The following is a 22,111-nucleotide window of genomic DNA, read 5'->3' as shown; positions in this document are numbered from 1 at the left end:
TCTCACCGCCCACGGACCACGAGGTCGGCGCGTCCCCGCGTCCCGGCGACCACGCGGGCGTTCGCCTCGTCGGACCGCGCGACCCACGCCCGCGCCTCGTCGCGCGGACGACCGTGGGCGACGTGCCGGGCCACGAGCCGCTCGACCCGGAGCGCGTCGTCGACCTCGAGGAACCACGTCTCGTCGAGCAGGGCCCGGACCCCGGCCCAGGGACCGTGGTCGAGGAGAAGGTAGTTGCCCTCGGTGACGACCACCTCGACGTCCGGTCCGACGGGCACCGCCCCGGCGACGGGCTCCTCGACCTCGCGGCGGAACTCCGGCGCGTAGACGGTGCGCTGCCCCGGGGCGCGGAGCCGCCCGAGCAGCGCCACGAACCCGTCCGCGTCGAACGTGTCCGGCGCCCCCTTGCGGTCTGCCCGGCCGAGCCGCACGAGCTCACGGCCCGCCAGGTGGAACCCGTCCATCGGGACGAGCGCGGCCCGCACCCCGAGGCCCTCCAGCGCGACGAGGACCTCGCCGGCGAGCGTCGACTTCCCCGCACCCGGTGCGCCCGCGAGGCCCACGAGGGCGCGGCCGTCGCGCACCAGGTCCGCCGCGCGGCGGGCAAGTGCTCCGGGGTCGACGTCGACGGTGCGGGGCGCGCCACCCACGGGGGCCGGCCCGCGGGTCACGCGCGCCCTGCGAGGAGGTCGGCCACGACTCCCGGCACCGCCTCGGCGACGTCGAGGGCCGAGACCGGCCCCCCGGGGTTCGCCCGGTGCGCCGCCCGACCGTGGACGAGAGCCGCGGCAGCCGCCACGAGAGAAGGCACCGCCGGGTCCTTGAGGGCGGCCTCGGAGTGCGCGGCCAGGAGCGCACCGAGGATCCCCGTGAGCACGTCACCTGCACCTGCCGTCGACAACCACGCGGGCCCGTCCGCCTGGGACAGGACGGTGTCCGGGCCTGCCACGAGCGTGACACCCCCCTTGAGCAGCACGGTCGCGCCGGTGAGGTCACGGGCGCGACGCACCCAGCGGACAGGCTCCGCCTCGACGTCGGCCCGCTCCACACGCTCGCCTCTCGACCGCAGGAGCTCGGCGAGCTCGCCGGCGTGGGGCGTGAGGACCACCCACGGCGGGCACCGCTCCGGCAGGAGCGCCAACGCACCCGCGTCGACGACCGCGGGCACAGGCCCTCCCGCGACGTCGGACACCGCCTCTCCGACGGCCTGCGCCAGCGCGTGCCGCACCCGGTCCTGCTGCGAGCGCGTCGCGTCGTCGTCCGCCGTGGGGGCGCTCGCGACGCCCGGTCCCACCGCCCAGGCCTGGACCCTGCCCGACGCGGGCACGACCTCCGGCCGCGCGGCCAGCACCGACGCCGTCACGTCGCGCCCACCCAGGTACCGCACCATGCCGGTCCCCGTCCGTACGGCGGCCGAGACCGTGAGGACCGCGGCCCCCGGGTACTGGCGGGTCCCCGCCACCACCCCGAGGACACCGCGCGTGTACTTGTGCGCCGAGGCGTCCGGCGTCCGGAGGATCCCCAGGCCCACGACGTCGGCCGGGGTGAGGCGCTGCACGCTCGCGCGCCCGTGCCGCCCCTCCGAGAGCGGCAGCGCCAGCCCGAGGTCCACGACCTCGACGCGACCGGCGAGGTCTGCCGCGGGCGGCAGGAGCAGTCCGGGCTTCAGCGCACCGAAGGACACGGTGACGTCCGCGCGCAGCACCGGACCGCAGACCGTGCCGTCGTCCACGCCGATCCCGCTCGGCAGGTCGACGGCGACGACCACCGGGCCCCCGCCGTCGACGGACGCGGCCGCGCGCGCGACCTCCGTCACGAGGGACCGCGCCGGCTCCCGCAGGCCTCCCGAGGCGCCGTTCCCGAGGATCCCGTCGAGGACGACGTCCGCTCCCGCGACCGCACGGACCAGGCCCTGGTCCCACGGTCCGTCGGCGTCCCCGAGCGCTCGCCCACCTGCGGCGAGGACCGCCCTCAGCCCCTCCTCGTGGACCGCGCCCGCCGCACGGACGACCGCGACAGCCACTCCCCGCCCGGCCAGCCGGGCTCCCGCGAGGAGCGCGTCGCCCCCGTTGTTCCCCGCGCCCGCGAGGACCACGACACGACCTCCGGCGACCGCCCCGCGTCGGGCGCGCAGCTCGCGCGCGACGACCTCCGCGAGCGCGAACGCCGCCCGCTCCATCAAGGGCTCGCCCCGGGCGAGCAACGGCTCCTCGGCGGCACGGACGGACCTGGCGTCGTAGGCGTCGATCATGGGGCCATCATGCCGCGCGGGCCACCGCCCGCACCTTCTGCGCCCTCCCGCGGGGCGGACGTACTGTGGCACCATGCGATTCGGACTCTTCATCCCCCAGGGCTGGCGCCAGGACCTCACCGGCATCGACGCCGCTGACCACTGGTCCGTCATGAACGGCCTCCTCCAGCACGCCGACCAGGGCACCACCTTCGACTCCGTGTGGGTCTACGACCACTTCCACACCGTCCCCGAACCCACGCAGGAGGCGACCCACGAGGCGTGGGCGCTCATGGCCGCGTTCGCCGCCGCGAGCCACCGCGTCAAGCTCGGCCAGATGTGCACCTGCATGTCCTACCGCAACCCCGCGTACCTCGCGAAGGTCGCCGCGACCACCGACATCATCAGCGGCGGACGCGTGCAGATGGGCATCGGCGCCGGGTGGTACGAACACGAGTGGCGCGCCTACGGGTACGGGTTCCCCCGCGCCGGCGAGCGCCTCGCGATGCTCGACGAGGGCGTGCAGATCATGCGGCAGATGTGGTCCGAGGGCTCCGCGACCCTCGCCGGGACGCACTACCAGGTGGACGGCGCCCTCTGCTACCCGCTGCCCCTGCAGCACGGGGGGCCGCCTCTGTGGATCGCGGGTGGCGGTGAGAAGAAGACGCTGCGCATCGCCGCGGAGCACGCCCAGTACACGAACTTCGACGGCACGCCCGAGACGTTCGCCCACAAGTCGGCGATCCTCGCCGAGCACTGCGCCGCGGTCGGCCGCGACGTCGGCGCGATCACCCGGTCCGCGAACTACAACGTGGTCGTCGGCGAGACGGAGAAGGACGTCGCCGACCGTCTCGCGTGGATCGAGGACCACTACTCGAGGACCGTCCCGTCGAAGGCCGCGGAGGCGACGGAGCAGCTCCGCACCGGGCCCCTGGTCGGGACGCCCGAGCAGATCGTCGAGAGGCTCGAGCAGCTCGAGGGCATCGGCATGACGTACGCCATCACGTACTTCGCGGAGGCCGCCTACGACCGCACGGGGATCGAGCTCTTCGAGACGCAGGTGGCGCCCGCCTTCGGCTGACCCGTCAGCCCTCGGCGACGACCATCGCGGTGGCCATGCCGCCGTCGTGGGACAAGGACAGGTGGAACCGCTCGACACCGAGCTCGGCGGCCCGTGCCGCGACGGTCCCACGCACCTCGAGGACGGGTGGCGCCCCGGGGACCCTCGGCACCGTCACGTCGTGCCACCGCAGGTCTCCCGGGGCGCCGAGCGCCTTGGCGACGGCCTCCTTCGCCGCGAACCGGGCAGCGAGCGACGACGGTGGCAGGTCACGCTCGGGCTCGGTGAAGAGCTTCTCCCGCAGCCGCGGGGTCCGCTCGAGCGCCGCCATGAAGCGACCGATCTCGACGACGTCGACCCCGATGCCGACGATCACGCGTGCACGCCGCCGCGCGCGCGGGTCACTCGACCGTGACGGACTTCGCGAGGTTGCGCGGCTGGTCCACGTCCAGGCCGCGAGCCGTCGCGAGCTCGCACGCGAAGATCTGCAGCGGGACCACCGTGAGGAGCGGCGAGAGCAGCGTCGGGCACTGCGGCACCCAGAACACCTCGTCGGCGAACGGCAGCACCGCGTCGTCGCCGTCCTCCGCGATGACGAGCGTGCGCGCGCCACGGGCACGGATCTCCTGGATGTTCGAGATGACCTTGGAATGGAGGGAGTCGCGCCCGCGCGGCGACGGCACGACGACGAACACCGGCTGCCCGGGCTCGATGAGGGCGATGGGCCCGTGCTTGAGCTCGCCGGCCGCGAACCCCTCGGCGTGGATGTACGCGAGCTCCTTGAGCTTGAGCGCACCCTCCATGGCGACCGGGAAGCCGACGTGCCGTCCGAGGAACAGCACCGACGACGTGTCCGCCATCCAGCGGGCGATCTCCCGGACCCGCCCGCCCCGGTCGATGACCTCCTGGATCTTCGCCGGCATGGCCCGCAGGGCCTCGTAGATCTCCGCGATCTCGTCGGGGAACTTGTTCCCGCGCAGCTGCGCCAGGTAGAGGCCGAGGAGGTAGGCGGCGGTGATCTGCGAGAGGAACGCCTTGGTGGACGCCACCGCGATCTCCGGGCCGGCGTGCGTGTAGAGCACGGCGTCGGACTCGCGCGGGATGGTCGAGCCGTGCGTGTTGACGATGGAGATGACCTTGGCACCCTGCTCCCGCGCGTGGCGCACGGCCATGAGCGTGTCCATGGTCTCGCCGGACTGCGTGATCGCCACCACGAGGGTCTTCTCGTTGACCACGGGGTCCCGGTAGCGGAACTCGTGCGCCAGCTCGACCTCGACGGGGATGCGGCACCAGTGCTCGATGGCGTACTTCGCGACGTGACCGGCGTAGGCCGCCGTCCCGCAGGCGATGACGACGATCTTGTCGACCGTGCGCAGGACGGCCTCGTCGATCCTCAGGTCGTCCAGGACGAGGTCGCCCTGGAGGTCGGTGCGGCCCAGCAGCGTGTCGCCGACGGCCTGCGGCTGGTCGTGGATCTCCTTGTCCATGAAGGAGCCGAACCCGCCCTTCTCGGCGGCGGCGGCGTCCCAGTCGACGGTGAACCGCTTGGGCTCGACGGGGTTCCCGTCGAAGTCCATCACGGTCACCTCGTGCGGGGTGATCGTGGCGATCTGGTCCTGCCCGAGCTCGAGCGCCTCCTTGGTGTGCGCGATGAACGCGGCGACGTCGGAGCCGAGGAAGTTCTCCCCGTCGCCGAGGCCCACGACGAGCGGCGAGTCGTGGCGGGCGCCGACGACGGTCCCGGGAGAGTCCGCGTGGACCGCGAGCAGCGTGAACGTCCCGTCGAGACGCTGGGCGACCTGCCGCATGGCCTCCGTGAGGTCGCCCGTGGCGTCGTGGGCGCGGGCGAGCAGGTGCGCGGCGACCTCGGTGTCCGTCTCGGAGAGGAAGGTCACGCCCGCGGCGAGGAGCTCCTCCTTGAGGAGCGCGAAGTTCTCCACGATGCCGTTGTGGATGAGCGCCAGGCGCCCGTCCTCCGAGAGGTGCGGGTGCGCGTTGACGTCGTTGGGCGCCCCGTGGGTGGCCCACCGCGTGTGCCCGATCGCGGCGGTCGAGGCCGCCAGGGGGTGCGCCTCGAGCTCGTCGACGAGGTTGACGAGCTTGCCCGACTTCTTCGCGGCCGTCACGTGGTCCAGGTCCGGCGAGACGAGGGCCACCCCCGCCGAGTCGTACCCCCGGTACTCGAGGCGCCTCAGGCCCTCGACGACGACGTCCACGGGACGGGCTGACGGGGTCTGCGGGCCGACATAGCCAACGATTCCACACATGGTCGTGAGTCTAGTGGACGAACTCCGGGCGCAGATCAGGCAGAATCAGGCGGTGGCCGCCTCGCACATCGTCCCCTCCTCGCCGTACGTCGACCTCGACCGGTCGGCCTGGTACCGGCTCTCGGAGTCGACACCGCTGCCGCTCACCGACGCGGACGTCGCCCGGCTGCGCGGCCTCGGGGACCCCATCGACCTCGCCGAGGTCGACGCCGTCTACCGCCCGCTCTCCCGCCTCCTCAACCTCTACGTCGCGGCCGCGACCAAGCTGCACAGGGCGACGTCGACGTTCCTCCGCGAGGACTCCAGCCGGACCCCCTACGTCATCGGTGTCGCCGGATCCGTGGCCGTCGGGAAGTCGACGACCGCCCGCATCCTCCGCGAGATGATGGCCCGCTGGCCCGACACGCCCCGGGTGGAGCTCATCACGACCGACGGGTTCCTCCTGCCCAACGCCGAGCTCGAGCGGCGCGGGCTCATGGAGCGCAAGGGCTTCCCGGAGTCCTACGACCGCCGGGCCCTCATCCGCTTCCTCACGAAGATCAAGGCCGGGCGGCCCGAGGTCCGCGCCCCCGTCTACGACCACCTGACCTACGACATCGTCGCGGGCGCCGAGGCCGTGGTCCGCCGCCCCGACGTGCTCATCGTGGAAGGTCTCAACGTCCTCCAGCCCGCTCGGGCCACCGAGGCCGCCCGGACGTCCCCGACGACGTCGAACCTCGCGGTGAGCGACTTCTTCGACTTCTCGATCTACGTCGACGCGCGCACCTCCGACATCCGCCAGTGGTACGTCGACCGCTTCCTGTCGCTCCGGGAGACGGCGTTCGCCCAGCCGGAGTCGTTCTTCCACCGGTACGCGTCGTACTCAGACGACGACGCCGTCGCCCGCGCCGAGAGCATCTGGGACGCCATCAACGCCCCCAACCTCGAGGCGAACATCCTGCCGACCCGCAGCCGTGCCACGCTCGTCCTCACCAAGGGCGCGGACCACTCCGTCGAACGTGTGCGGCTCCGCAAGCTCTGACCCGCCGCGCCGCTCCCGGCAGACCGGTCAGGTCCGCTCGCGCACCGACTCGTGCGCCGCGTCCGCGGAGCCGGCGGTCAGCCCCACGGAGTGCTCCGGCAGTGCCGGGGGCGCCGACTCGCGCCGCGCGTCGTCACGCGCGGCCCTCGCCCGGACGAACCGGCCGAGGGCCCAGTCGATGACGAAGCCGATGGCGCTCCCGCCGACGACGCCGACGACCACCGCCAGGCCCGGCCGGCCCTCGAGCCACGCCCCCGCGGTGTAGCCGATGAGCGTCGAGTAGGCGGACCACGTGACGGCCGCGACGGCAGCGAGCCCGACGAACCTGCGCCACGGGTAGCCGAGGGACCCGGCCGTCATGTTCACGGCCACGCGCCCCACGGGGATGTAGCGCGCGGCGATGATGAACGGGGCGGGGCGCGACCGCAGGGCACGGTCCGCCCAGACGAACGCCGCCTGCGCGCGGCGCGCCCGGAAGATGCGGAGGCGGTGCACCTCGAACCTCCGACCGAGGGCATAGGCGATGAGGTCCCCCGTGAACGCCCCGAGCGCGGCGACGACGGCGAGCGGCCAGAGGTCGGGAGACCCGGTGGAGAGGGAGATCGCCGCCAGCGCGATGACCAGGGACTCGCTGGGCACCGGTGGGAAGAAGGCGTCGATCGTCACGAAGGCGAACAGCACGACGAAGACCCAGGGCGACGCCGCGAAACCCTCAGCCCACAACTCCAACCCGTCGAGCACGTCGTCCGTCCCTCTCCTCGGTGGTGGGACGCTCCTGCGGCCCGTCGACAGCCTACGTACCAACTCCCCCGGACGGCCATCGCCCGGGGTGTGTGCACCGTCCCTGCACGATGCCTGCACGGCGAGGACGACGATGCCCGTCCGGGCGACGGGTGCTGTGCGTCCCGTCAGTCCAGAGGGAAGCCCAGCCGTGCCGCGGCCTCACGGGGCACCGGGTCCGCGGCCCACAGTCGGGCGAGCGTGTCGTCGGAGGTCAGCGAGCGCGTGTGGGCGTGGTCGACGTAGAGCTCGCCCCGCAGGTGGTCGGTCTCGTGCTGGACGATCCGGGCCGGCCATCCCGTGACCACCTCGTCGAGCGGGCGTCCGGTCTCGTCCTCACCCGTGAGCCGCACGGAGCGCGCCCGTGGGACGACGGCCTGGTACCCGGGCACGCTCAGGCAGCCCTCGTAGAACGACACCGACGCGTCTCCGTGCCGCTCGTACGAGGGGTTGACGAGGACCCGGAAGTCGAGCGGGGAGCGCTCGCGCGGATCCGCGCCGCCCTCGGGCGAACCTGCGTCCTGGAGGACGGCGACGGCGATCCCGATGCCCACCTGCGGGGCGGCGAGCCCTACGCCTGGGGCAGCGATCATCGTGAGGCGCATCGCTTCCACGAGGCGAGGGAACAGGTCCCCCAGCTGCCCGTCGTACGGTGCGGCGACCTGCCGGAGGACCGGGTGACCGGCGCGGACGATCGGCAGGATCCCGTCGTCGTGCGCGCCGAGGAACGCCTCGACCGCGTCGCGGAGGGCCGGATCGGTGCTCACAGGGCGGCGCTCACTGTCCGGCGCTCACAGGGCGAGCCGCTCCTCGACCACCGTCGCGAGCGAGCGGGCCACGCTGTCGGCCTGCTCCTGCGTCACCGCCTCGACCATGACCCGCACGAGCGCCTCGGTGCCGGACGGGCGCAGGAGCACGCGCCCGGTCTCACCAAGGAGCGCCTCGGCGTCACGGACCGCAGCGAGGACACCCTCGTCGGTGCTCGCCCGGGCCTTGTCGACGCCCTTGACGTTGATCATGATCTGTGGGAGACGGACGATCCCCGAGGCGAGCTGCGACATCGCGACCTTGCTCTCCGCGAGCCGGCTCAGGAGGTGCAGCGCGGTGAGGACCCCGTCGCCCGTGGTCGCGAAGTCCGTGAGGAGCACGTGGCCGGACTGCTCGCCGCCCACGGAGTACCCGCCGCGATGCATCTCCTCGAGCACGTACCGGTCACCGACGCTCGTCTGAACGGTCCGGATGCCTGCCTTCTCCATCGCGAGCTTGAGGCCGAGGTTGGACATGACGGTCGTGACGAGGGTGCCGTTGGCCAGGGTGCCGCGGTCCGCGTGCGCCAGGGCGAGGATCCCCATGATCTGGTCCCCGTCGACGATCTGCCCGTCCTCGTCGGAGGCGATGCAGCGGTCGGCGTCACCGTCGAACGACACGCCGGCGTGCGCCCAGTGTCCCACCGTCGCTGCGGCCATGCGCCGCGGGCTCGTTGCCCCGTAGCCCTCGTTGATGTTCTCGCCGTCCGGGTACGAGCCGATGACGACGACCTCCGCGCCGGCGCGCCTGAGCGCCTCCGGGCCCACCTCGCTGGCAGAGCCGTTCGCGCTGTCGACGACCACCTTGAGGCCGTCGAGCCGGTGCGGCACCGTGGAGACGATGTGCTCGACGTAGCGCCAGACGGCGTCGTAGTCCTGGGACATGCGGCCGACCTCGGCGCCGACGGGCCGCTCCCAGTCCTCACGGAGCCGGGCCTCGATCTGGTCCTCGACGTCGTCGTCGAGCTTGAAGCCGGAGCGGTTGAAGAACTTGATGCCGTTGTCGGCCATCGGGTTGTGCGACGCGGAGATCATCACCCCGAGGTCGAGGTTCATGTCGCCCGTGAGATAGGCGACCGCGGGGGTGGGGACCACCCCGACGTCGATGACGTCGATGCCTGCGCTGGCGAGACCCGCGCAGACCGCGGCCGAGAGGAACTCGCCCGACGCGCGGGGGTCGCGCCCGACGACGGCGCGTGGCCGGTGGCCAGAGAACACGCCGCGCTGCCCGAGGACGTGGGCGGCCGCGACGGCGAGGTCGAGGGCGAGCTCGGCGGTGACGTCGCGGTTCGCGAGCCCTCTGACGCCGTCGGTTCCGAACAGTCGACCCATGGTCTGCCTAACTCTCCGTGCTGATGAGGACTTCTCCGAGGACAACGCGCACCGCACCCAACGAACGACGGCCCCGATGGCGAACCATCGGAGCCGTCGAACAGGGCTGGGATCAGCGCTTCGAGTACTGAGGCGCCTTGCGAGCCTTCTTGAGACCGGCCTTCTTGCGCTCCACCACGCGGGCGTCACGCGTGAGGAAGCCTGCCTTCTTCAGCGTCGCGCGGTTGTGCTCCTCGTCGATCTCGTTGAGGGCACGGGCGATGCCGAGGCGCAGGGCGCCTGCCTGACCCGAGGAACCGCCGCCGTTGATGCGCGCGACAACGTCGAAGCGACCCTCGACGTCCACGAGCTTCAGCGGGGAGTTCACGAGCTGCTGGTGGACCTTGTTGGGGAAGTACTCCTCGAGCGTGCGCCCGTTGATCTTCCACTGCCCGGTCCCGGGGACGAGGCGCACGCGCGCGATCGCCTCCTTGCGACGGCCCAGTGCCTGGCCCGGCGCGGTGATGCTCTGACCCTGCCCCGTGGGGGCGGAGGTCTCAGAGGTGTAGCTGCTGGGAGTCTCTTCGTCCAGCGTGTCGATGTCGACGGTGGTCTCGGCCACTGTGTCCTCGCGTCCTTGTATGTCGGCTCAGCAGGCGGGGCCTACTGGGCGACCTGGGTGATCTCGAACGGCTTCGGCTGCTGCGCAGCGTGGGGGTGCTCAGAGCCTGCGTAGACCTTGAGCTTTCCCAGCTGGTTGCGACCGAGGGTGGTCTTGGGGAGCATGCCGCGGACGGCCTTCTCCACTGCGCGCTCCGGGCGCTTCTCGAGCAGCTCGGAGTAGGCGACCGCACGGAGACCACCCGGGTAACCGGAGTGGGTGTACGCCAGCTTCTGCTCACGCTTGTTGCCGGTGAGGGCGACCTTGTCCGCGTTGATGACGATGACGAAGTCACCGCCGTCGACGTGCGGAGCGAAGGTGGCCTTGTGCTTTCCACGGAGCAGGGTAGCGACGTGGGTGGCGAGGCGGCCCAGGACGACGTCGGTCGCGTCGATGACGTACCAGTCGTTCTGAACGTCGCCGGGCTTCGGGGTATACGTGCGCACGGTCCTAGCCTTCGTTTCGTAATCGTGTCGTCTCCGGCGCAGGATTCTGCGGCCGGCGAGGTCGGTGAGCGCTTCGTCTTAGACCTAGCGAGTGGGCGCACCGGTCACGTGTGGAAGCACAACGACTCGCCACGATATCCGTTCAGGTACCACTCGGTCAAAGCGAGTGCGTCACAGCACCCGGGTGAGGTGAAGCTCCACGACCGGCCCGCTGGTGGGCGGCGTGGTCCTCGGGCGTCCGGGTGCGGCCCTGACGATGTCGTGCGCAAGCCGCCCGGCCACCCTACCCGACACCGCCCGCCGCCACCCGCGAGCCCTCGCACGCCGGGCAGACCGACACCCGTGCCGCAGGTGCGCAGCCCTCGCAGAAGAGCCGGAGGGTCGTGCACCCCGGGTCGCCGCAGTTCTCGTAGGAGGCGGTCACGGTCCCGCACGCCGTGCACCGCCCGAGGGGCGTGGTGCCTTCGTCGAACTCGACGTGCATCCGCTCGTCGAAGACGTACAACGACCCCTCCCACAGGCTCGTCGACCCGAAACGCTCCCCGTACCGGACGATCCCGCCGTCGAGCTGGTACACCTCCTCGAACCCGCGGGCCACCATGAGCGCGGACAGCACCTCGCAGCGCACCCCACCCGTGCAGTACGTGACCACGGGCCGCTTCTTCAGGTCGTCGTACCGTCCCGAGTCCAGCTCGGCGACGAACTCCCTCGTGGTCGTCACGTCGGGGACGATCGCACCACGAAACCGGCCGATCTCCGCCTCGAACGCGTTCCGTCCGTCGAAGAGGACGACCTCCTCGCCCCGTGCTGCGACGAGCGCGTCGACCTCCTCAGGCGACAGCCGCACCCCTCCTCCGACCACACCCCCCTCGTCCACGCGGACCTCGTCCGGCACACCGAAGCTCACCAGCTCGGGCCGCACCTTGACGCTGAGCCTCGGGAAGTCGTGCCCCGTGCCGTCCGACCACTTCACGTCGACCGACCGGAACGGCGGGTACCCGCGCGTCGTCTTCACGTACTGCTTGAGGTCCTCGACGGTGCCGCCCAGGGTGGCGTTGATCCCGTGCTCGGAGACGATCACCCGGCCCGTGAGGTTCCACCGTTCCGCGAGCGCGGACTGCCACAGGCGCACGGCCACGGGGTCGGCGAGCGGGGCGAAGGCGTAGAAGAGGACGATCTTGTGCACGGCCATGCCCACCAGGATATGGCTGCCCGCGCTACCCCTGGCGCACGCGATCCACCCGGCCGAGGTCCCACTCGGGCTCGTCCGTCCGGGCCACCGTCCCGTCGGCACGGAACACGAGGAACCGGTCGAACCCGCGCGCGAACCAGCGGTCGTGGGTGACCGCCACGACGGTCCCCTCGAACCGGGCCAGGCCCGCCTCGAGGGCCTCGGCCGAGTGCAGGTCGAGGTTGTCGGTCGGCTCGTCGAGGAGGAGCAGCGTCGCTCCCCCGAGCTCGAGCAGGAGGATCTGGAAGCGCGCCTGCTGCCCGCCCGACAACGTCTCGAAGCGTTGCTCGGCCTGTCCGGCGAGCTCGTACCGGTCGAGCGCCTTGCTCGCCGGCTCCCGGCTCATCCCGTCACGCGTCCCCTCGCCCCGGTGGAGGATGTCGAGGAGGGTGCGGCCCTCGAACTCCGGGTGCGCATGGTTCTGCGCGAACCATCCCGGGCGCACCCGCGACCCGAGGGTGACACGCCCGGAGTGCGCGACGGCCGCCGGCGTCCCGACGACGTCCGCGAGGGCGGGGTCGGGGTCGGAGCCGCCCGCGGCGAGCAGGCGCATGAAGTGCGACTTGCCCGAGCCGTTGGACCCGAGCACCGCCACCCGGTCGCCGAACCAGATCTCCGCGTCGAACGGCTTCATGAGGCCCGTGAGCTCGAGCCGCTCGGCGACGACGGCACGCTTGGCGGTCCGTCCGCCCGTGAGCCGGACCCGGACGTCCTGGTCCCTGGCCACGACCTCGGGAGGGCCCACGTCCTCGAACTTGCGGAGCCGCGTCTGGGCCGCCTGGTACCGGCTGGCCAACCCGTCGTTGAACGCAGCCTTGTTCTTCAGCGTGTTCACGAGGTCCTTGAGCTGGGCGTGCTCCTCGTCCCACCTGCGCCGCAGCTCCTCGAGCCGGCTCATCCTGTCCTCGCGCGCGGCGCCGTAGGACGCGAACCCGCCGCCATGGACCCAGATGCTGCCGCCCGCCGCACCCGGCTCCAGCGTCGCGACCTGGGTCGCCGTGCGGGCCAGGAGCTCCCGGTCGTGGCTGATGAAGAGCACCGTCTTGGGCGACGCCGCCAGCTGCTGCTCGAGCCACCGCTTGGTGGGGACGTCGAGGTAGTTGTCCGGCTCGTCCAGGAGGAGCACCTCCTCCGGCCCGCGCAGCAGGGCCGTGAGGACGAGCCGCTTCTGCTCGCCCCCGGACAACGTCCGCACCTCACGCCACTGCGCGGAGTCGAACGGCACCGAGAGGACCTCGTCGGTGACGTGGTCCCAGTCGTTCTCGGCCTCGTACCCGCGGGCGTCCGCCCAGTCGGCCAGCGCCTGGGCGTAGCGCATCTGCGTGGGCTCGTCGTCCGTGGTCATCATCGCGAGCTCGGCGGCCGCGAGCTCGCGCCCCGCTGCCCGGACCGCGGAAGGCGCGAGGTCGACGAGGAGGTCGCGGACGGTGCGCTCGTCGTCGATGCGCCCCACCATCTGCGGCATGACGCCCAGGCCCCCGCTCCGCGAGACCTTCCCGCCGTGCGGCGCCAGCTCGCCCGCGACGATCCGCACGAGGGTCGTCTTCCCGGCGCCGTTCGGGCCCACGAGGGCGACCTTCGCGCCTTCCCCCACCCGGAGGTCCACCCCCGCGAGGAGCGGCCTGCCGTCGGGCAGGAAGTAGCTGATGTCGTTGACGTCGATGTGACCCACAGGACCAGTGTGACGTGCTCCGCGCCTGATCGACGACCTCTTTACCCGTGCGGGTGCGCGACGCGGGCAGCGGTGCGACGGTAGGACGATGAGCGAAGACACACCCGCCACCAGCACCGACCCGGCCCTCGGCAGCGAGGGCGACTCGAACCAGATCCCCGGGGAGGACTCGATGTCCGGCGAGGACGTCGACGACCTCCTCGACCAGGGCTACTCACCCCCGGAGCGCCCGCGGCCCAACCACTACGGCGAGACGCCGTGGGAGGAGAGCCACGGGGAGCCGATGGACCTCAAGCTCGCGCAAGAGGAGCCCGAGGTCTGGGAGGCGCCGGAGAAGGGCCGGACCGAGCCCGACCGTGCGGGCCGCCTGACCGCCGACACGGACTCCACCCAGGGCAAGGACAACGACGTGTTCGCGGAGGACGTCGGCATCGACGGCGCCGCGGCGAGCGCCGAGGAGGCCGCAGTTCACGTCATCGACGAGCCCTGACCCTCCTGGGCGCCTGCAGGCTCCCACACGTCCTCGTCGGTCCGCCGGGCCCGGACGCGCTCCGCGCGCTCCGCGAGCTCGGCGTCCGGCGGGTAGACGACCTCCTCGAGGACCAGGGCGTGCGCCGCGACGACGCCCACCGCAGGGTCCCGCTCCCCACGAGCCAGGACCTCGGCGGGCCACGTCGTGCCCCGGCGCCCCTGGCCCACCGCGAGGGACGCACCGACGAGCGCACGCACCATGTTGTGGCAGAACGCGTCGGCCTGGACCCGGGCGACGACGAGGCCGGCGTCCGGACCGTGCGCCGGACGCTCCCAGGAGAGCTCCTGCAGGTGCCGGATGGTCGTGGCCCCCTCGCGCGGGCGGCAGAACGCCGCGAAGTCCCGCACCCCGAGCAGCGGCTGCGCCGCCGCATGCATGGCGTCCACGTCGAGCCGGTCCTTGACCCACAGCGTCCAGTCGTGCCGCAGCGGGTCGCGGAGCGCCGGAGCGTCGGCGACACGGTACGTGTACCGGCGAAGCAGCGCACCGAACCTCGCGTCGAACCCCGGAGGCGCGACGCGCGCGGAGCGGACGACGAGGTCGCCGGGCAGGATGCCCGCGAGGCGTGCGACGAGCGCGTCCTCCGGGGTCCGTGCGGACCGCCCGGACACACCTGACCACGCGTCCTCGGGGACGTCCACGTGGACCACCTGGCCCCGCGAGTGCACCCCGGCGTCGGTCCGGCCGGCGACGCTCACCCGCACCGGACCGCACCGCAGGACCGTGGCGAGCCCGTCCTCGAGAACTTCCTGCACCGTGCGAAGACCGGGTTGGGTGGCCCACCCGGAGAAGTCGGTACCGCGGTAGGACAGGTCGAGGCGGATCCGGATCACCGGTCCATCATCCCCCACGGCGACCGGTCCCCGCGGGTCCCACGGACCCCAGGGACCCCAGGGACGTCGCCTAGGGTGCTCCCTATGGCGCAGTCGACAGGTCACGGCCCCCTCACCCTCTCCGTCGACTGCGGTGGCGGCGGCATCAAGGCGTCCGTGCTCGACGCCGCCGGCACCGCGCACGCTCCTGCCGTGCGCGTGCCCACCCCGTACCCGCTGCCGCCCGAGCTCCTCGTCGACACCGTCGTCGCGCTCCGGGACGGTCTCCCCCGTCCTGACCGGGTCACCGTCGGCATGCCCGGGATGATCCGCCACGGCGTCGTCATCCACACCCCCCACTACATCACCCGTTCCGGGCCGCGCAGCCGCATCGACCCTGCGCTGCGCCTCGCGTGGTCGGGCTTCGACGTGCAGGCGGCGCTCTCGACGCGGCTGGGGATCCCCGCCCGCGTCCTCAACGACGCCGAGGTCCACGGCGCCGGGGTGATCGCCGGCTCCGGCCTCGAGCTCGTCCTCACCCTGGGGACGGGGCTCGGCTCCGCGCACTTCGACGGCGGCCGTGTCGCACCCCATCTCGAGCTCTCCCACGCGCCCGTGCGCCGATCCACCACGTACGACGAGTACGTCGGGGAGGTCGAGCGTCGCAGGCTCGGCGACGGCCTGTGGTCACGCCGCATAGGCCGCGTCGTGGAGGGACTCCGGCCCGTCTTCCTCTGGGACCGGCTCTACCTGGGTGGTGGGAACTCACGGCGCGTCAGCCAGGTGGTCCTCGACCGCCTCGGCGACGACGTGGTCGTCGTCCCGAACTCCGCGGCACTCGTGGGCGGCGTCCGCGCCTGGGACCTCCTCAGCTGAGACGACGCTCGGGAGGCGACGCCTCGGCGCCCGGGACCTGCACGTCCTCGAGCGCCTCGAGCACCACCCGGGAGAACGTGACCGGCGCGTCGAGGGCGACGAGGTGCTTCGCCCCGGGCACGACGACCAGCCGCACCGGACGCCCCGACGCGCGGGCGGCGCGCACGAACGCCCGCTCCTGGGTGCGGAAGTGGTCGAACCTGCCGTTCACGAGGTGGATCGGGCACCGGACGCGGGGCAGGAGCGCGATCGGGTCCACGGTGCCGATCTCCTCGAGCATCCCGGACACGACCGTCAGCGCGAACCCGCCCGCAGCGACGTCGTGCGCCGCCTGCACGTCGAGCGTCCTGCGCACCAGCTCCGCGTTGAGTCGCTCCCCCGAGTCCTCCCACGACTCGATCCACCGCGCGAGCCGACCCCACACGCCTCGCAGGGGCGTGGTCGGGGACGTGCAGCACCCGGCGGCCACGAGGACCGCCACCCGGTCTGGGCGGCGCGCGGCATACGCCACCGAGACGTACCCACCGAGCGAGAGGCCCACCAGGGCCGCGGTCCCGCCGAGGGACTCGACCGCCTCGTCGACCACCTCCAGGCACCTGTCGACCGTGAACGGCTCGTCGAGCCGCCGCCCGTGCCCGGGCAGGTCGACCGCGACGACGCGGTGCCCTGCCGCACGCAGCACCTCCTCCTGGGCCCGCCACATCGTCCGTGACGTCCGTACACCATGGACGAGCACCACCCCGGGAGTCTCCCACGCGTCACCCGCCCGGATCATCCGCACGCCTGGATCTCGTAGAGCGTCGCCGTCCCCGCGACGGCGACCACCTCGAACCCGTCGCTCGTGTCGACGTCGTGCAACCCCGGGGACTCCGGGTCCACCTTCGCCCCGTCCTCCACCGTCGCCGTGTCCTCGTAGAAGTGCGTCACCCCGCGCTCCCGGACGAGCTCGCACACCTTAGGGTCGACGTCGACGTCCCGGAAGTTCTCCCGGAGGTACGTCTGCGTGGCGTCCATGGCGCTCGTGCCCAGCTGGGGCAGCAGGACGTCCCGCCCGCCCACGCCGTAGAAGAACGCCGCACCGTTGTGCGGGTCACCGAGGACGAGCGCGTCCTCGGGCAGCAGGTCGCCCGCCGAGCGCACGAGCGCGAGCTCCTCGGCGCTGAGCATCGTGCCCCACATGATCTCCTCCGGGTCGTACGCCTCGGCGAACCTGTGCACCCGCTGCGGCGTCTGGAAGCCGGCCGACGTCACGAACGCGACGGCGAGGACCGCGACGACCGCGCTCCCCACCGGCCCGGGCGACGACCGGGCGGACCCGCCGCTCGGCCTCCGCCGCTCCCAGCGTGCGGCCGCCCTCTCGGCGATCGTCACCACGCCCACCGCACCGACCAGGCTCGCGACGACCGGGTAGAGGGCCTCGATCCTCGCCGCCTGCGTGTACCAGATCCCCGTGAGCGCACGGAGCGGGTTGTCCGGACCTGCCGCGAACGCCACGAACGCCACGACGAGGACGCCCGACGCCACGAGCCACCGCTCCTGCCTCCTCCGGAGGAGGACCACGGCGCCGACGACCACCGCGACGCTGAGGACGACGTTCCCCGGCGCAGGCCACAGCACCATGTCGAGCAGTGTGCGAGGCACCGACACCACGTAGGTCCGCTGCGGCAGCCTCTCGAAGTTCATCAGGACCTGGAGCACCGACGACCGCGAGAGGACGACGACGGCCACCACCATCACGGCTCCCAGGACGGCCGCCGGCACGACGACCCGGGCTCGCCTCCCCGAGGACCAGAGAGAACGCACACCGGTAGCGACCGCGGCCAGCACCAGCGGGCCCACGACCAGCAGACCCCCGAACACGCCGGAGCCGTGCGCTGCACCGACGCCCGCCACCGACGCGAGCGCTGCGGACGTGAGCAGCGCGCGGTGCGCAGCGGACCCGAGCCTCTGCCATCCGTGGACAGAAAGGACCACCAGCGCCGCCGCCCCCGGCACGAGCATCACGGACAGGCCGTTGGGCCACTGCGACAGCGTGCTCAGCTGGACCGTCGGGAACATCGAGAACGCCGAGCCCAGGGCGACGGCGACGAGGACGACACCCCTCCTCCCGGGGAAGACCGCCGTCGCGAACGCCCCGAGCCCGAGGAGCCACCCCACGGAGCCCATGACGAGCGTCGACGCGTTCGCGGCGACCACCGGGGGGGCGACGACCGGCGGGACGAGGGCGACCATCGAGTGCCACACGGCCGGGTAGTACACCGACCGCCCCTCGCCGTAGAGACCGTCCAACGAGCTCGCGACGCCCGTCTCCTGGACGAGCGCCACGCCGTTCAGGTGGAAGACGCCGTCCCACTGCTGGAGGGGCGCGTCGGGCGACCCCATCCCGAGGACGGTGGGGACCACGAAGACCGTCGTCGAGACCAGCACCGTCGCGACGAACGCCGTCCGCCAGGGCACTGTGCGACCGAGGATCGTCGCGGCGTGCGGAGTCAAGGCCTGCGGTGTCGGGACATGCAGCTCCCCGCGAGCCTGCACGCCGGTGCGACCTTCCGCGGCCGCGGCGGCATCCGAGGTGAGGCCGGTTTGCGGCAGGCGGTCGCGTCCTCCCGGTCGGCGCCTCAGCGTCACACACACCAGGGAGCCGATCGCGACGATCACCACGACCGCTGCCGTGACGGACACCAGGTTCCAAGGGACCCCCGAAGCAGCGAGGACAGGCGCGAGCACCGCGTAGACGAGGGCGGACAGGGGCGGTCCGGAACCGAGCGCGACGAGCCACCGCAGCCCCGCTGCGCGCAGCATGACGGCTCCCGGGACGATCAGCACGACGGCGAGGACGGCGCACGCGCACACCAGCTCGAGCCAGACCACTCCGGACCTCTTCCCCTGCTGTCGCCAGATGACCGGGACCGACGCTAGCAGGCCGGGTCGCGCCCCATCGTCACCGAGGGCCGGGTCTCGTCACGGACCTGGATCCCGACGAGCCGACACGGTCCAGGTCCAGACACGCGAGGGCCCGGACCGGGGATGTCCCACGGTCCGGGCCCTCGAGAGAGCGTCGCGCAGCGATCAGCCGCAGGTGCTCAGTCCTCCGAGGAGGACGACTTCTCGTCCGACGAGGTCTCGTCCACGGACGTCTCGTCCGCGGCGGTCTCGTCGGCGGGCTTCGCCTCGGCCTTCTCAACCTTCGGTGCGCTCTTCTTCGCTGCCTTCTCCGCCTCGCGGACAACAGCCTGCTTGGGGCTCACGGGCTCGAGGATGAGCTCGATGACGGCCATGGGGGCGTTGTCACCCTTGCGGTTCCCGACCTTCGTGATACGCGTGTAGCCACCCTGACGGTCGGCCATCGCCGGGGCGATCTCCGTGACGAGGCGGTGGAGGATGGTGTTGGCGTCACCGGGCTCGTCGGGGCGACGCGGCGTCTTGTTGTGGACGACCTTGGCGATCTGACGGACCGAGTGGAGGTCGCCACGCTTCGCCTTGCTGACGAGACGCTCGGCGAAGGGCTGGAGGCGCTTGGCCTTGGTCACCGTGGTGGTGATTCGGCCGTGCTCGAAAAGACTCGTGGCGAGGTTGCCGAGGATCAGGCGCTCGTGAGCCGGGCTGCCGCCGAGCCGCGCACCCTTGGGAGGGGTAGGCATTGTTCTTGCTCCTTAGAGGATTGGGCGGGGTCCCCGGACGTCCGGGGACCCCTGAAGATCAGTTGTACTGCTCGTCGTCCGTGTCTTCGCCGTCGTAGTAGTCGGCGGTCGACGGGTCGAAGTCGAGCGGTGAGTCCTTGAGCGACAGGCCGAGCTCCGCAAGCTTGTCCTTGACCTCGTTGATCGACTTCGCGCCGAAGTTACGGATGTCGAGGAGGTCCGCCTCGCTGCGCGCGACCAGCTCGCCGACCGCGTGGATGCCCTCACGCTTGAGGCAGTTGTAGGACCGGATCGTCAGCTGGAGCTCCTCGATCGGGAGAGCCAGGTCCGCCGCGAGAGCGGCGTCCGTCGGTGACGGGCCGATCTCGATGCCCTCGGCCTCGACGTTGAGCTCACGTGCGAGACCGAACAGCTCGACGAGCGTCTTTCCTGCCGAGGCGAGGGCGTCGCGCGGGCTGATGGCCTGCTTCGTCTCGACGTCGACGATGAGCTTGTCGAAGTCGGTGCGCTGCTCGACTCGCGTCGCCTCGACCTTATAGGTCACCTTGAGCACGGGCGAGTAGATGGAGTCGACGGGAACCCGACCGATCTCCGCGTCGAAGGCCTTGTTCTGCTGTGCGGAGACGTACCCGCGACCGCGCTCGACGGTGAGCTCGATCTCGAGCTTCCCCTTGTCGTTGAGGGTCGCGATGTGCAGATCGGGGTTGTGCACCTCGACGCCCGCCGGGGGCACGATGTCGGCTGCCGTGACCACGCCGGAACCCTGCTTGCGCAGGTACATCACGACGGGCTCGTCGTTCTCCGAGGAGACGACGAGGTTCTTGATGTTGAGGATGATCTCGGTGACGTCTTCCTTGACGCCCGGCACCGTCGTGAACTCGTGGAGGACACCGTCGATGCGGATGGACGTGACCGCTGCTCCGGGGATGGAGGACAGCAGGGTGCGGCGCAGCGAGTTGCCGAGCGTGTAACCGAAACCGGGCTCGAGCGGCTCGATGGAGAAGCGCGAACGGTTCTCCGAGATGACCTCTTCGGTCAGGGCGGGGCGTTGTGCAATGAGCACTGATGGTGTCCTTTCAGCATGCGTCCGCTATATGACGCATCACGAACCCGTCCGGTGTGTTCTCCCGGTCGGGACCTGCAGGTGGTACGTGCCGGACGCGGGCACACCCGCTCGAGGTGGGTGTGCCCGCGCCGGTGCGTCAGACGCGGCGGCGCTTCGGCGGACGGCAGCCGTTGTGGGCCTGCGGCGTCACGTCCTGGATCGATCCGACCTCGAGGCCGGCGGCCTGGAGCGAGCGGATGGCGGTCTCACGGCCGGAACCCGGACCCTTGACGAAGACGTCGACCTTCTTCATGCCGTGCTCCTGCGCACGGCGCGCTGCGGACTCCGCCGCGAGCTGCGCGGCGAAGGGCGTCGACTTGCGCGACCCCTTGAACCCGACCTGGCCGGACGACGCCCAGGAGATCACGGCACCGGAAGGGTCCGTGATCGAGACGATGGTGTTGTTGAACGTGCTCTTGATGTGCGCCTGGCCGACGGCGATGTTCTTCTTGTCCTTGCGGCGAGGCTTGCGGGCGCCCTGGGCACCGCGAGTCTTGGGAGGCATGTGCGTTTTCTCTCCTGGATTGAGGTCTTCGGATCGCTGGGGGTGCCGTCCGACCGCGTGGCGGTCCGGTCACGGCTCCCCCGCGAACTACTGCTGCTAGCGAGCCTTCTTCTTGCCGGCGACCGTACGCTTGGGACCCTTGCGGGTACGGGCGTTGGTCTTCGTGCGCTGTCCGCGCACGGGAAGGCCGCGGCGGTGGCGAAGGCCCTCGTAGCTGCCGATCTCAACCTTGCGGCGGATGTCCGCAGCGACCTCACGCCGGAGGTCACCCTCGAGCTTGAAGTTGCCTTCGAGGTAGTCACGCAGCGCGACGAGCTCGGCGTCGCCGAGGTCCTTGACGCGCAGGTCCGGGCTGATGCCGGTCGCGCCGAGGGTCTGCTGTGCACGGGTACGGCCGACGCCGTAGATGTAGGTGAGCGCAACCTCGAGCCGCTTGTCGCGGGGGAGGTCGACGCCGATAAGACGTGCCATGTGCCTTCCGGCTCCTGTACTGCCATCGGAGGTCTGCCGCGCCATCTCCCGCGTGTGCGAGCCCCGGCCTCCGACCGAGGGTTCACGTCCTGCGGTTGCCCGCTGGACGGTGATGGTGCGCTGGGGTGCTCGTCCGGTCAGTTCACCGGGCGGGCACGGGTCGATCTGTCCAACCTGTCGTGCAGATCGTCAGGGCTCAGCCCTGGCGCTGCTTGTGCCGCAGGTTCTCGCAGATGACCATGACGCGACCGTGCCGGCGGATCACCTTGCACTTGTCGCAGATCTTCTTGACGCTGGGCTTGACCTTCATCGTGGTTCCTCCGCCGCCGCGCGACGACACCGCGCGACACATGGGCCGGGCGGTGCGCAGGACGGCAGTTGATCGAGTGGTGGTTACTTGTAGCGGTAGACGATCCGGCCACGGGACAAGTCGTACGGGCTCAGCTCGACCACGACCCGGTCCTCGGGGAGGATCCGGATGTAGTGCTGCCGCATCTTGCCCGAGATGTGAGCGAGCACCTTGTGACCGTTGGCCAGCTCCACGCGGAACATCGCGTTCGGCAGTGCCTCGACCACGCTGCCCTCGATCTCGATGACACCGTCCTTCTTCGCCATATCCTCCGCTAACTCTCGTGACGAACTGCTGCCCACGATGACGCCGGCGCGACGGCTGACGCCGTGCGG

The 22,111-nt window shown here is 71.7% G+C and carries 24 protein-coding genes; 4 read left to right on the top strand and 20 right to left on the bottom strand.

Annotated features, from left to right (window positions below; all coding sequences use genetic code 11):
- Positions 1-2 precede the first annotated feature (2 nt).
- Both JAV76_RS03520 and JAV76_RS03515 read right to left on the bottom strand, forming a co-directional pair.
- Entirely contained in the window at positions 3-671 is a 669-nt protein-coding gene (locus JAV76_RS03520) for a nucleoside/nucleotide kinase family protein (RefSeq protein WP_307843966.1), read from the bottom strand.
- A complete protein-coding gene (locus JAV76_RS03515; RefSeq protein ID WP_198732626.1) occupies positions 668-2,251 on the bottom strand; it encodes an NAD(P)H-hydrate epimerase in 1,584 nt (527 codons plus the stop codon). The genes JAV76_RS03520 and JAV76_RS03515 overlap by 4 nt, the downstream gene beginning before the upstream one ends.
- 73 nt (positions 2,252-2,324) lie before the next feature.
- On the opposite strand from JAV76_RS03515, the gene JAV76_RS03510 reads away from it, so the two are divergent.
- Positions 2,325-3,311: a TIGR03560 family F420-dependent LLM class oxidoreductase gene (locus tag JAV76_RS03510; protein WP_198732625.1), complete on the top strand. Its 987-nt coding sequence runs from the start codon at positions 2,325-2,327 to the stop codon at positions 3,309-3,311.
- Positions 3,312-3,315: 4 nt separating this feature from the next.
- Here JAV76_RS03510 and JAV76_RS03505 read toward each other — a convergent pair whose 3' ends face one another.
- Entirely contained in the window at positions 3,316-3,666 is a 351-nt protein-coding gene (locus tag JAV76_RS03505) for a holo-ACP synthase (RefSeq protein ID WP_198732624.1), read from the bottom strand.
- A 25-nt stretch (positions 3,667-3,691) separates the two neighbouring features.
- Entirely contained in the window at positions 3,692-5,557 is a 1,866-nt protein-coding gene (gene glmS, locus JAV76_RS03500; RefSeq protein WP_198732623.1) for a glutamine--fructose-6-phosphate transaminase (isomerizing), read from the bottom strand.
- Between the two features lie 52 nt (positions 5,558-5,609).
- On the opposite strand from glmS, the gene coaA reads away from it, so the two are divergent.
- On the top strand, positions 5,610-6,578 hold the full coding sequence (gene coaA / locus JAV76_RS03495; RefSeq protein WP_307843965.1) for a type I pantothenate kinase: 969 nt from the start codon (positions 5,610-5,612) through the stop codon (positions 6,576-6,578).
- Between the two features lie 27 nt (positions 6,579-6,605).
- Here the strand turns inward: coaA and JAV76_RS03490 are convergent, their stop codons facing one another.
- From JAV76_RS03490 to JAV76_RS03460, 7 genes are all read right to left on the bottom strand, one after another.
- On the bottom strand, positions 6,606-7,319 hold the full coding sequence (locus JAV76_RS03490) for a DedA family protein (RefSeq protein WP_307843964.1): 714 nt from the start codon (positions 7,317-7,319) through the stop codon (positions 6,606-6,608).
- A gap of 167 nt (positions 7,320-7,486) precedes the next feature.
- Positions 7,487-8,125: a peptide deformylase gene (locus JAV76_RS03485; protein ID WP_198732621.1), complete on the bottom strand. Its 639-nt coding sequence runs from the start codon at positions 8,123-8,125 to the stop codon at positions 7,487-7,489.
- Positions 8,126-8,149: 24 nt separating this feature from the next.
- Complete coding sequence (gene glmM, locus JAV76_RS03480) at positions 8,150-9,496, bottom strand: phosphoglucosamine mutase (protein ID WP_198732620.1); 1,347 nt, start codon at positions 9,494-9,496, stop codon at positions 8,150-8,152.
- 112 nt (positions 9,497-9,608) lie between these two features.
- Positions 9,609-10,097, bottom strand: a complete 489-nt coding sequence (gene rpsI, locus JAV76_RS03475) for a 30S ribosomal protein S9 (RefSeq protein WP_198732619.1) — start codon at positions 10,095-10,097, stop codon at positions 9,609-9,611.
- Between the two features lie 41 nt (positions 10,098-10,138).
- On the bottom strand, positions 10,139-10,582 hold the full coding sequence (gene rplM / locus JAV76_RS03470; RefSeq protein WP_198732618.1) for a 50S ribosomal protein L13: 444 nt from the start codon (positions 10,580-10,582) through the stop codon (positions 10,139-10,141).
- Positions 10,583-10,865: 283 nt separating this feature from the next.
- The gene (gene trhO, locus JAV76_RS03465) at positions 10,866-11,774 is read right to left on the bottom strand and encodes an oxygen-dependent tRNA uridine(34) hydroxylase TrhO (RefSeq protein WP_198732617.1); all 909 of its coding nucleotides are present in this window, start codon (positions 11,772-11,774) and stop codon (positions 10,866-10,868) included.
- A 25-nt stretch (positions 11,775-11,799) separates the two neighbouring features.
- Entirely contained in the window at positions 11,800-13,485 is a 1,686-nt protein-coding gene (locus JAV76_RS03460; RefSeq protein WP_198732616.1) for an ABC-F family ATP-binding cassette domain-containing protein, read from the bottom strand.
- An 88-nt stretch (positions 13,486-13,573) separates the two neighbouring features.
- Between JAV76_RS03460 and JAV76_RS03455 the strand changes: the two genes are divergently transcribed.
- Positions 13,574-13,975, top strand: coding sequence for a DUF5709 domain-containing protein (locus tag JAV76_RS03455; protein WP_198732615.1), 402 nt, complete (start codon positions 13,574-13,576; stop codon positions 13,973-13,975).
- Here JAV76_RS03455 and JAV76_RS03450 read toward each other — a convergent pair.
- Positions 13,954-14,850 (bottom strand): tRNA pseudouridine synthase A, encoded by an 897-nt coding sequence (locus JAV76_RS03450; RefSeq protein WP_198732614.1) that lies wholly within the window; start codon positions 14,848-14,850, stop codon positions 13,954-13,956. The genes JAV76_RS03455 and JAV76_RS03450 overlap by 22 nt on opposite strands.
- A gap of 84 nt (positions 14,851-14,934) precedes the next feature.
- Between JAV76_RS03450 and JAV76_RS03445 the strand changes: the two genes are divergently transcribed.
- Entirely contained in the window at positions 14,935-15,705 is a 771-nt protein-coding gene (locus JAV76_RS03445) for an ROK family protein (protein ID WP_198732613.1), read from the top strand.
- On the opposite strand, the gene JAV76_RS03440 is transcribed toward JAV76_RS03445, so the two are convergent.
- The 8 genes from JAV76_RS03440 to infA form a co-directional block, all read right to left on the bottom strand.
- On the bottom strand, positions 15,698-16,444 hold the full coding sequence (locus JAV76_RS03440) for an alpha/beta fold hydrolase (protein ID WP_307843963.1): 747 nt from the start codon (positions 16,442-16,444) through the stop codon (positions 15,698-15,700). The two genes, JAV76_RS03445 and JAV76_RS03440, sit on opposite strands and share 8 nt — an antisense overlap.
- A 32-nt stretch (positions 16,445-16,476) precedes the next feature.
- Entirely contained in the window at positions 16,477-18,576 is a 2,100-nt protein-coding gene (locus JAV76_RS03435; RefSeq protein ID WP_198732612.1) for a DUF6541 family protein, read from the bottom strand.
- A 212-nt stretch (positions 18,577-18,788) separates the two neighbouring features.
- Entirely contained in the window at positions 18,789-19,346 is a 558-nt protein-coding gene (rplQ, locus tag JAV76_RS03430) for a 50S ribosomal protein L17 (RefSeq protein ID WP_198732611.1), read from the bottom strand.
- Positions 19,347-19,404: 58 nt separating this feature from the next.
- A complete protein-coding gene (locus tag JAV76_RS03425) occupies positions 19,405-20,409 on the bottom strand; it encodes a DNA-directed RNA polymerase subunit alpha (protein ID WP_198732610.1) in 1,005 nt (334 codons plus the stop codon).
- Positions 20,410-20,548: 139 nt separating this feature from the next.
- On the bottom strand, positions 20,549-20,956 hold the full coding sequence (gene rpsK / locus JAV76_RS03420) for a 30S ribosomal protein S11 (RefSeq protein ID WP_198732609.1): 408 nt from the start codon (positions 20,954-20,956) through the stop codon (positions 20,549-20,551).
- Between the two features lie 96 nt (positions 20,957-21,052).
- A complete protein-coding gene (rpsM, locus tag JAV76_RS03415) occupies positions 21,053-21,427 on the bottom strand; it encodes a 30S ribosomal protein S13 (RefSeq protein WP_198732608.1) in 375 nt (124 codons plus the stop codon).
- A gap of 196 nt (positions 21,428-21,623) precedes the next feature.
- Positions 21,624-21,737 carry a 50S ribosomal protein L36 gene (rpmJ, locus tag JAV76_RS03410; protein ID WP_009740505.1) on the bottom strand — a complete coding sequence of 38 codons (114 nt, stop codon included), beginning with the start codon at positions 21,735-21,737 and terminating at the stop codon, positions 21,624-21,626.
- Between the two features lie 83 nt (positions 21,738-21,820).
- Positions 21,821-22,042 (bottom strand): translation initiation factor IF-1, encoded by a 222-nt coding sequence (gene infA, locus JAV76_RS03405; RefSeq protein WP_012867920.1) that lies wholly within the window; start codon positions 22,040-22,042, stop codon positions 21,821-21,823.
- Positions 22,043-22,111: the final 69 nt, after the last annotated feature.

Origin of the sequence: Sanguibacter suaedae, from assembly GCF_016342785.1 — a bacterium.
GTDB classification, from domain to species: domain Bacteria; phylum Actinomycetota; class Actinomycetes; order Actinomycetales; family Cellulomonadaceae; genus Sanguibacter; species Sanguibacter suaedae.
The sequence above is the reverse complement of the archived record's forward strand: the minus strand, read 5'-3'. Positions and strand labels throughout refer to the sequence as shown.

What these genes read in the sequence shown, in the direction of transcription:
- JAV76_RS03515 (WP_198732626.1), bottom strand. Translation starts at nt 2,251, where the DNA reads ATGATCGACGCCTACGACGCCAGGTCCGTCCGTGCCGCCGAGGAGCCG.
- JAV76_RS03510 (WP_198732625.1), top strand. Translation starts at nt 2,325, where the DNA reads ATGCGATTCGGACTCTTCATCCCCCAGGGCTGGCGCCAGGACCTCACC.
- glmS (WP_198732623.1), bottom strand. Translation starts at nt 5,557, where the DNA reads ATGTGTGGAATCGTTGGCTATGTCGGCCCGCAGACCCCGTCAGCCCGT.
- glmM (WP_198732620.1), bottom strand. Translation starts at nt 9,496, where the DNA reads ATGGGTCGACTGTTCGGAACCGACGGCGTCAGAGGGCTCGCGAACCGC.
- trhO (WP_198732617.1), bottom strand. Translation starts at nt 11,774, where the DNA reads ATGGCCGTGCACAAGATCGTCCTCTTCTACGCCTTCGCCCCGCTCGCC.
- JAV76_RS03455 (WP_198732615.1), top strand. Translation starts at nt 13,574, where the DNA reads ATGAGCGAAGACACACCCGCCACCAGCACCGACCCGGCCCTCGGCAGC.
- JAV76_RS03445 (WP_198732613.1), top strand. Translation starts at nt 14,935, where the DNA reads ATGGCGCAGTCGACAGGTCACGGCCCCCTCACCCTCTCCGTCGACTGC.
- rplQ (WP_198732611.1), bottom strand. Translation starts at nt 19,346, where the DNA reads ATGCCTACCCCTCCCAAGGGTGCGCGGCTCGGCGGCAGCCCGGCTCAC.
- rpsK (WP_198732609.1), bottom strand. Translation starts at nt 20,956, where the DNA reads ATGCCTCCCAAGACTCGCGGTGCCCAGGGCGCCCGCAAGCCTCGCCGC.
- rpsM (WP_198732608.1), bottom strand. Translation starts at nt 21,427, where the DNA reads ATGGCACGTCTTATCGGCGTCGACCTCCCCCGCGACAAGCGGCTCGAG.
- rpmJ (WP_009740505.1), bottom strand. Translation starts at nt 21,737, where the DNA reads ATGAAGGTCAAGCCCAGCGTCAAGAAGATCTGCGACAAGTGCAAGGTG.
- infA (WP_012867920.1), bottom strand. Translation starts at nt 22,042, where the DNA reads ATGGCGAAGAAGGACGGTGTCATCGAGATCGAGGGCAGCGTGGTCGAG.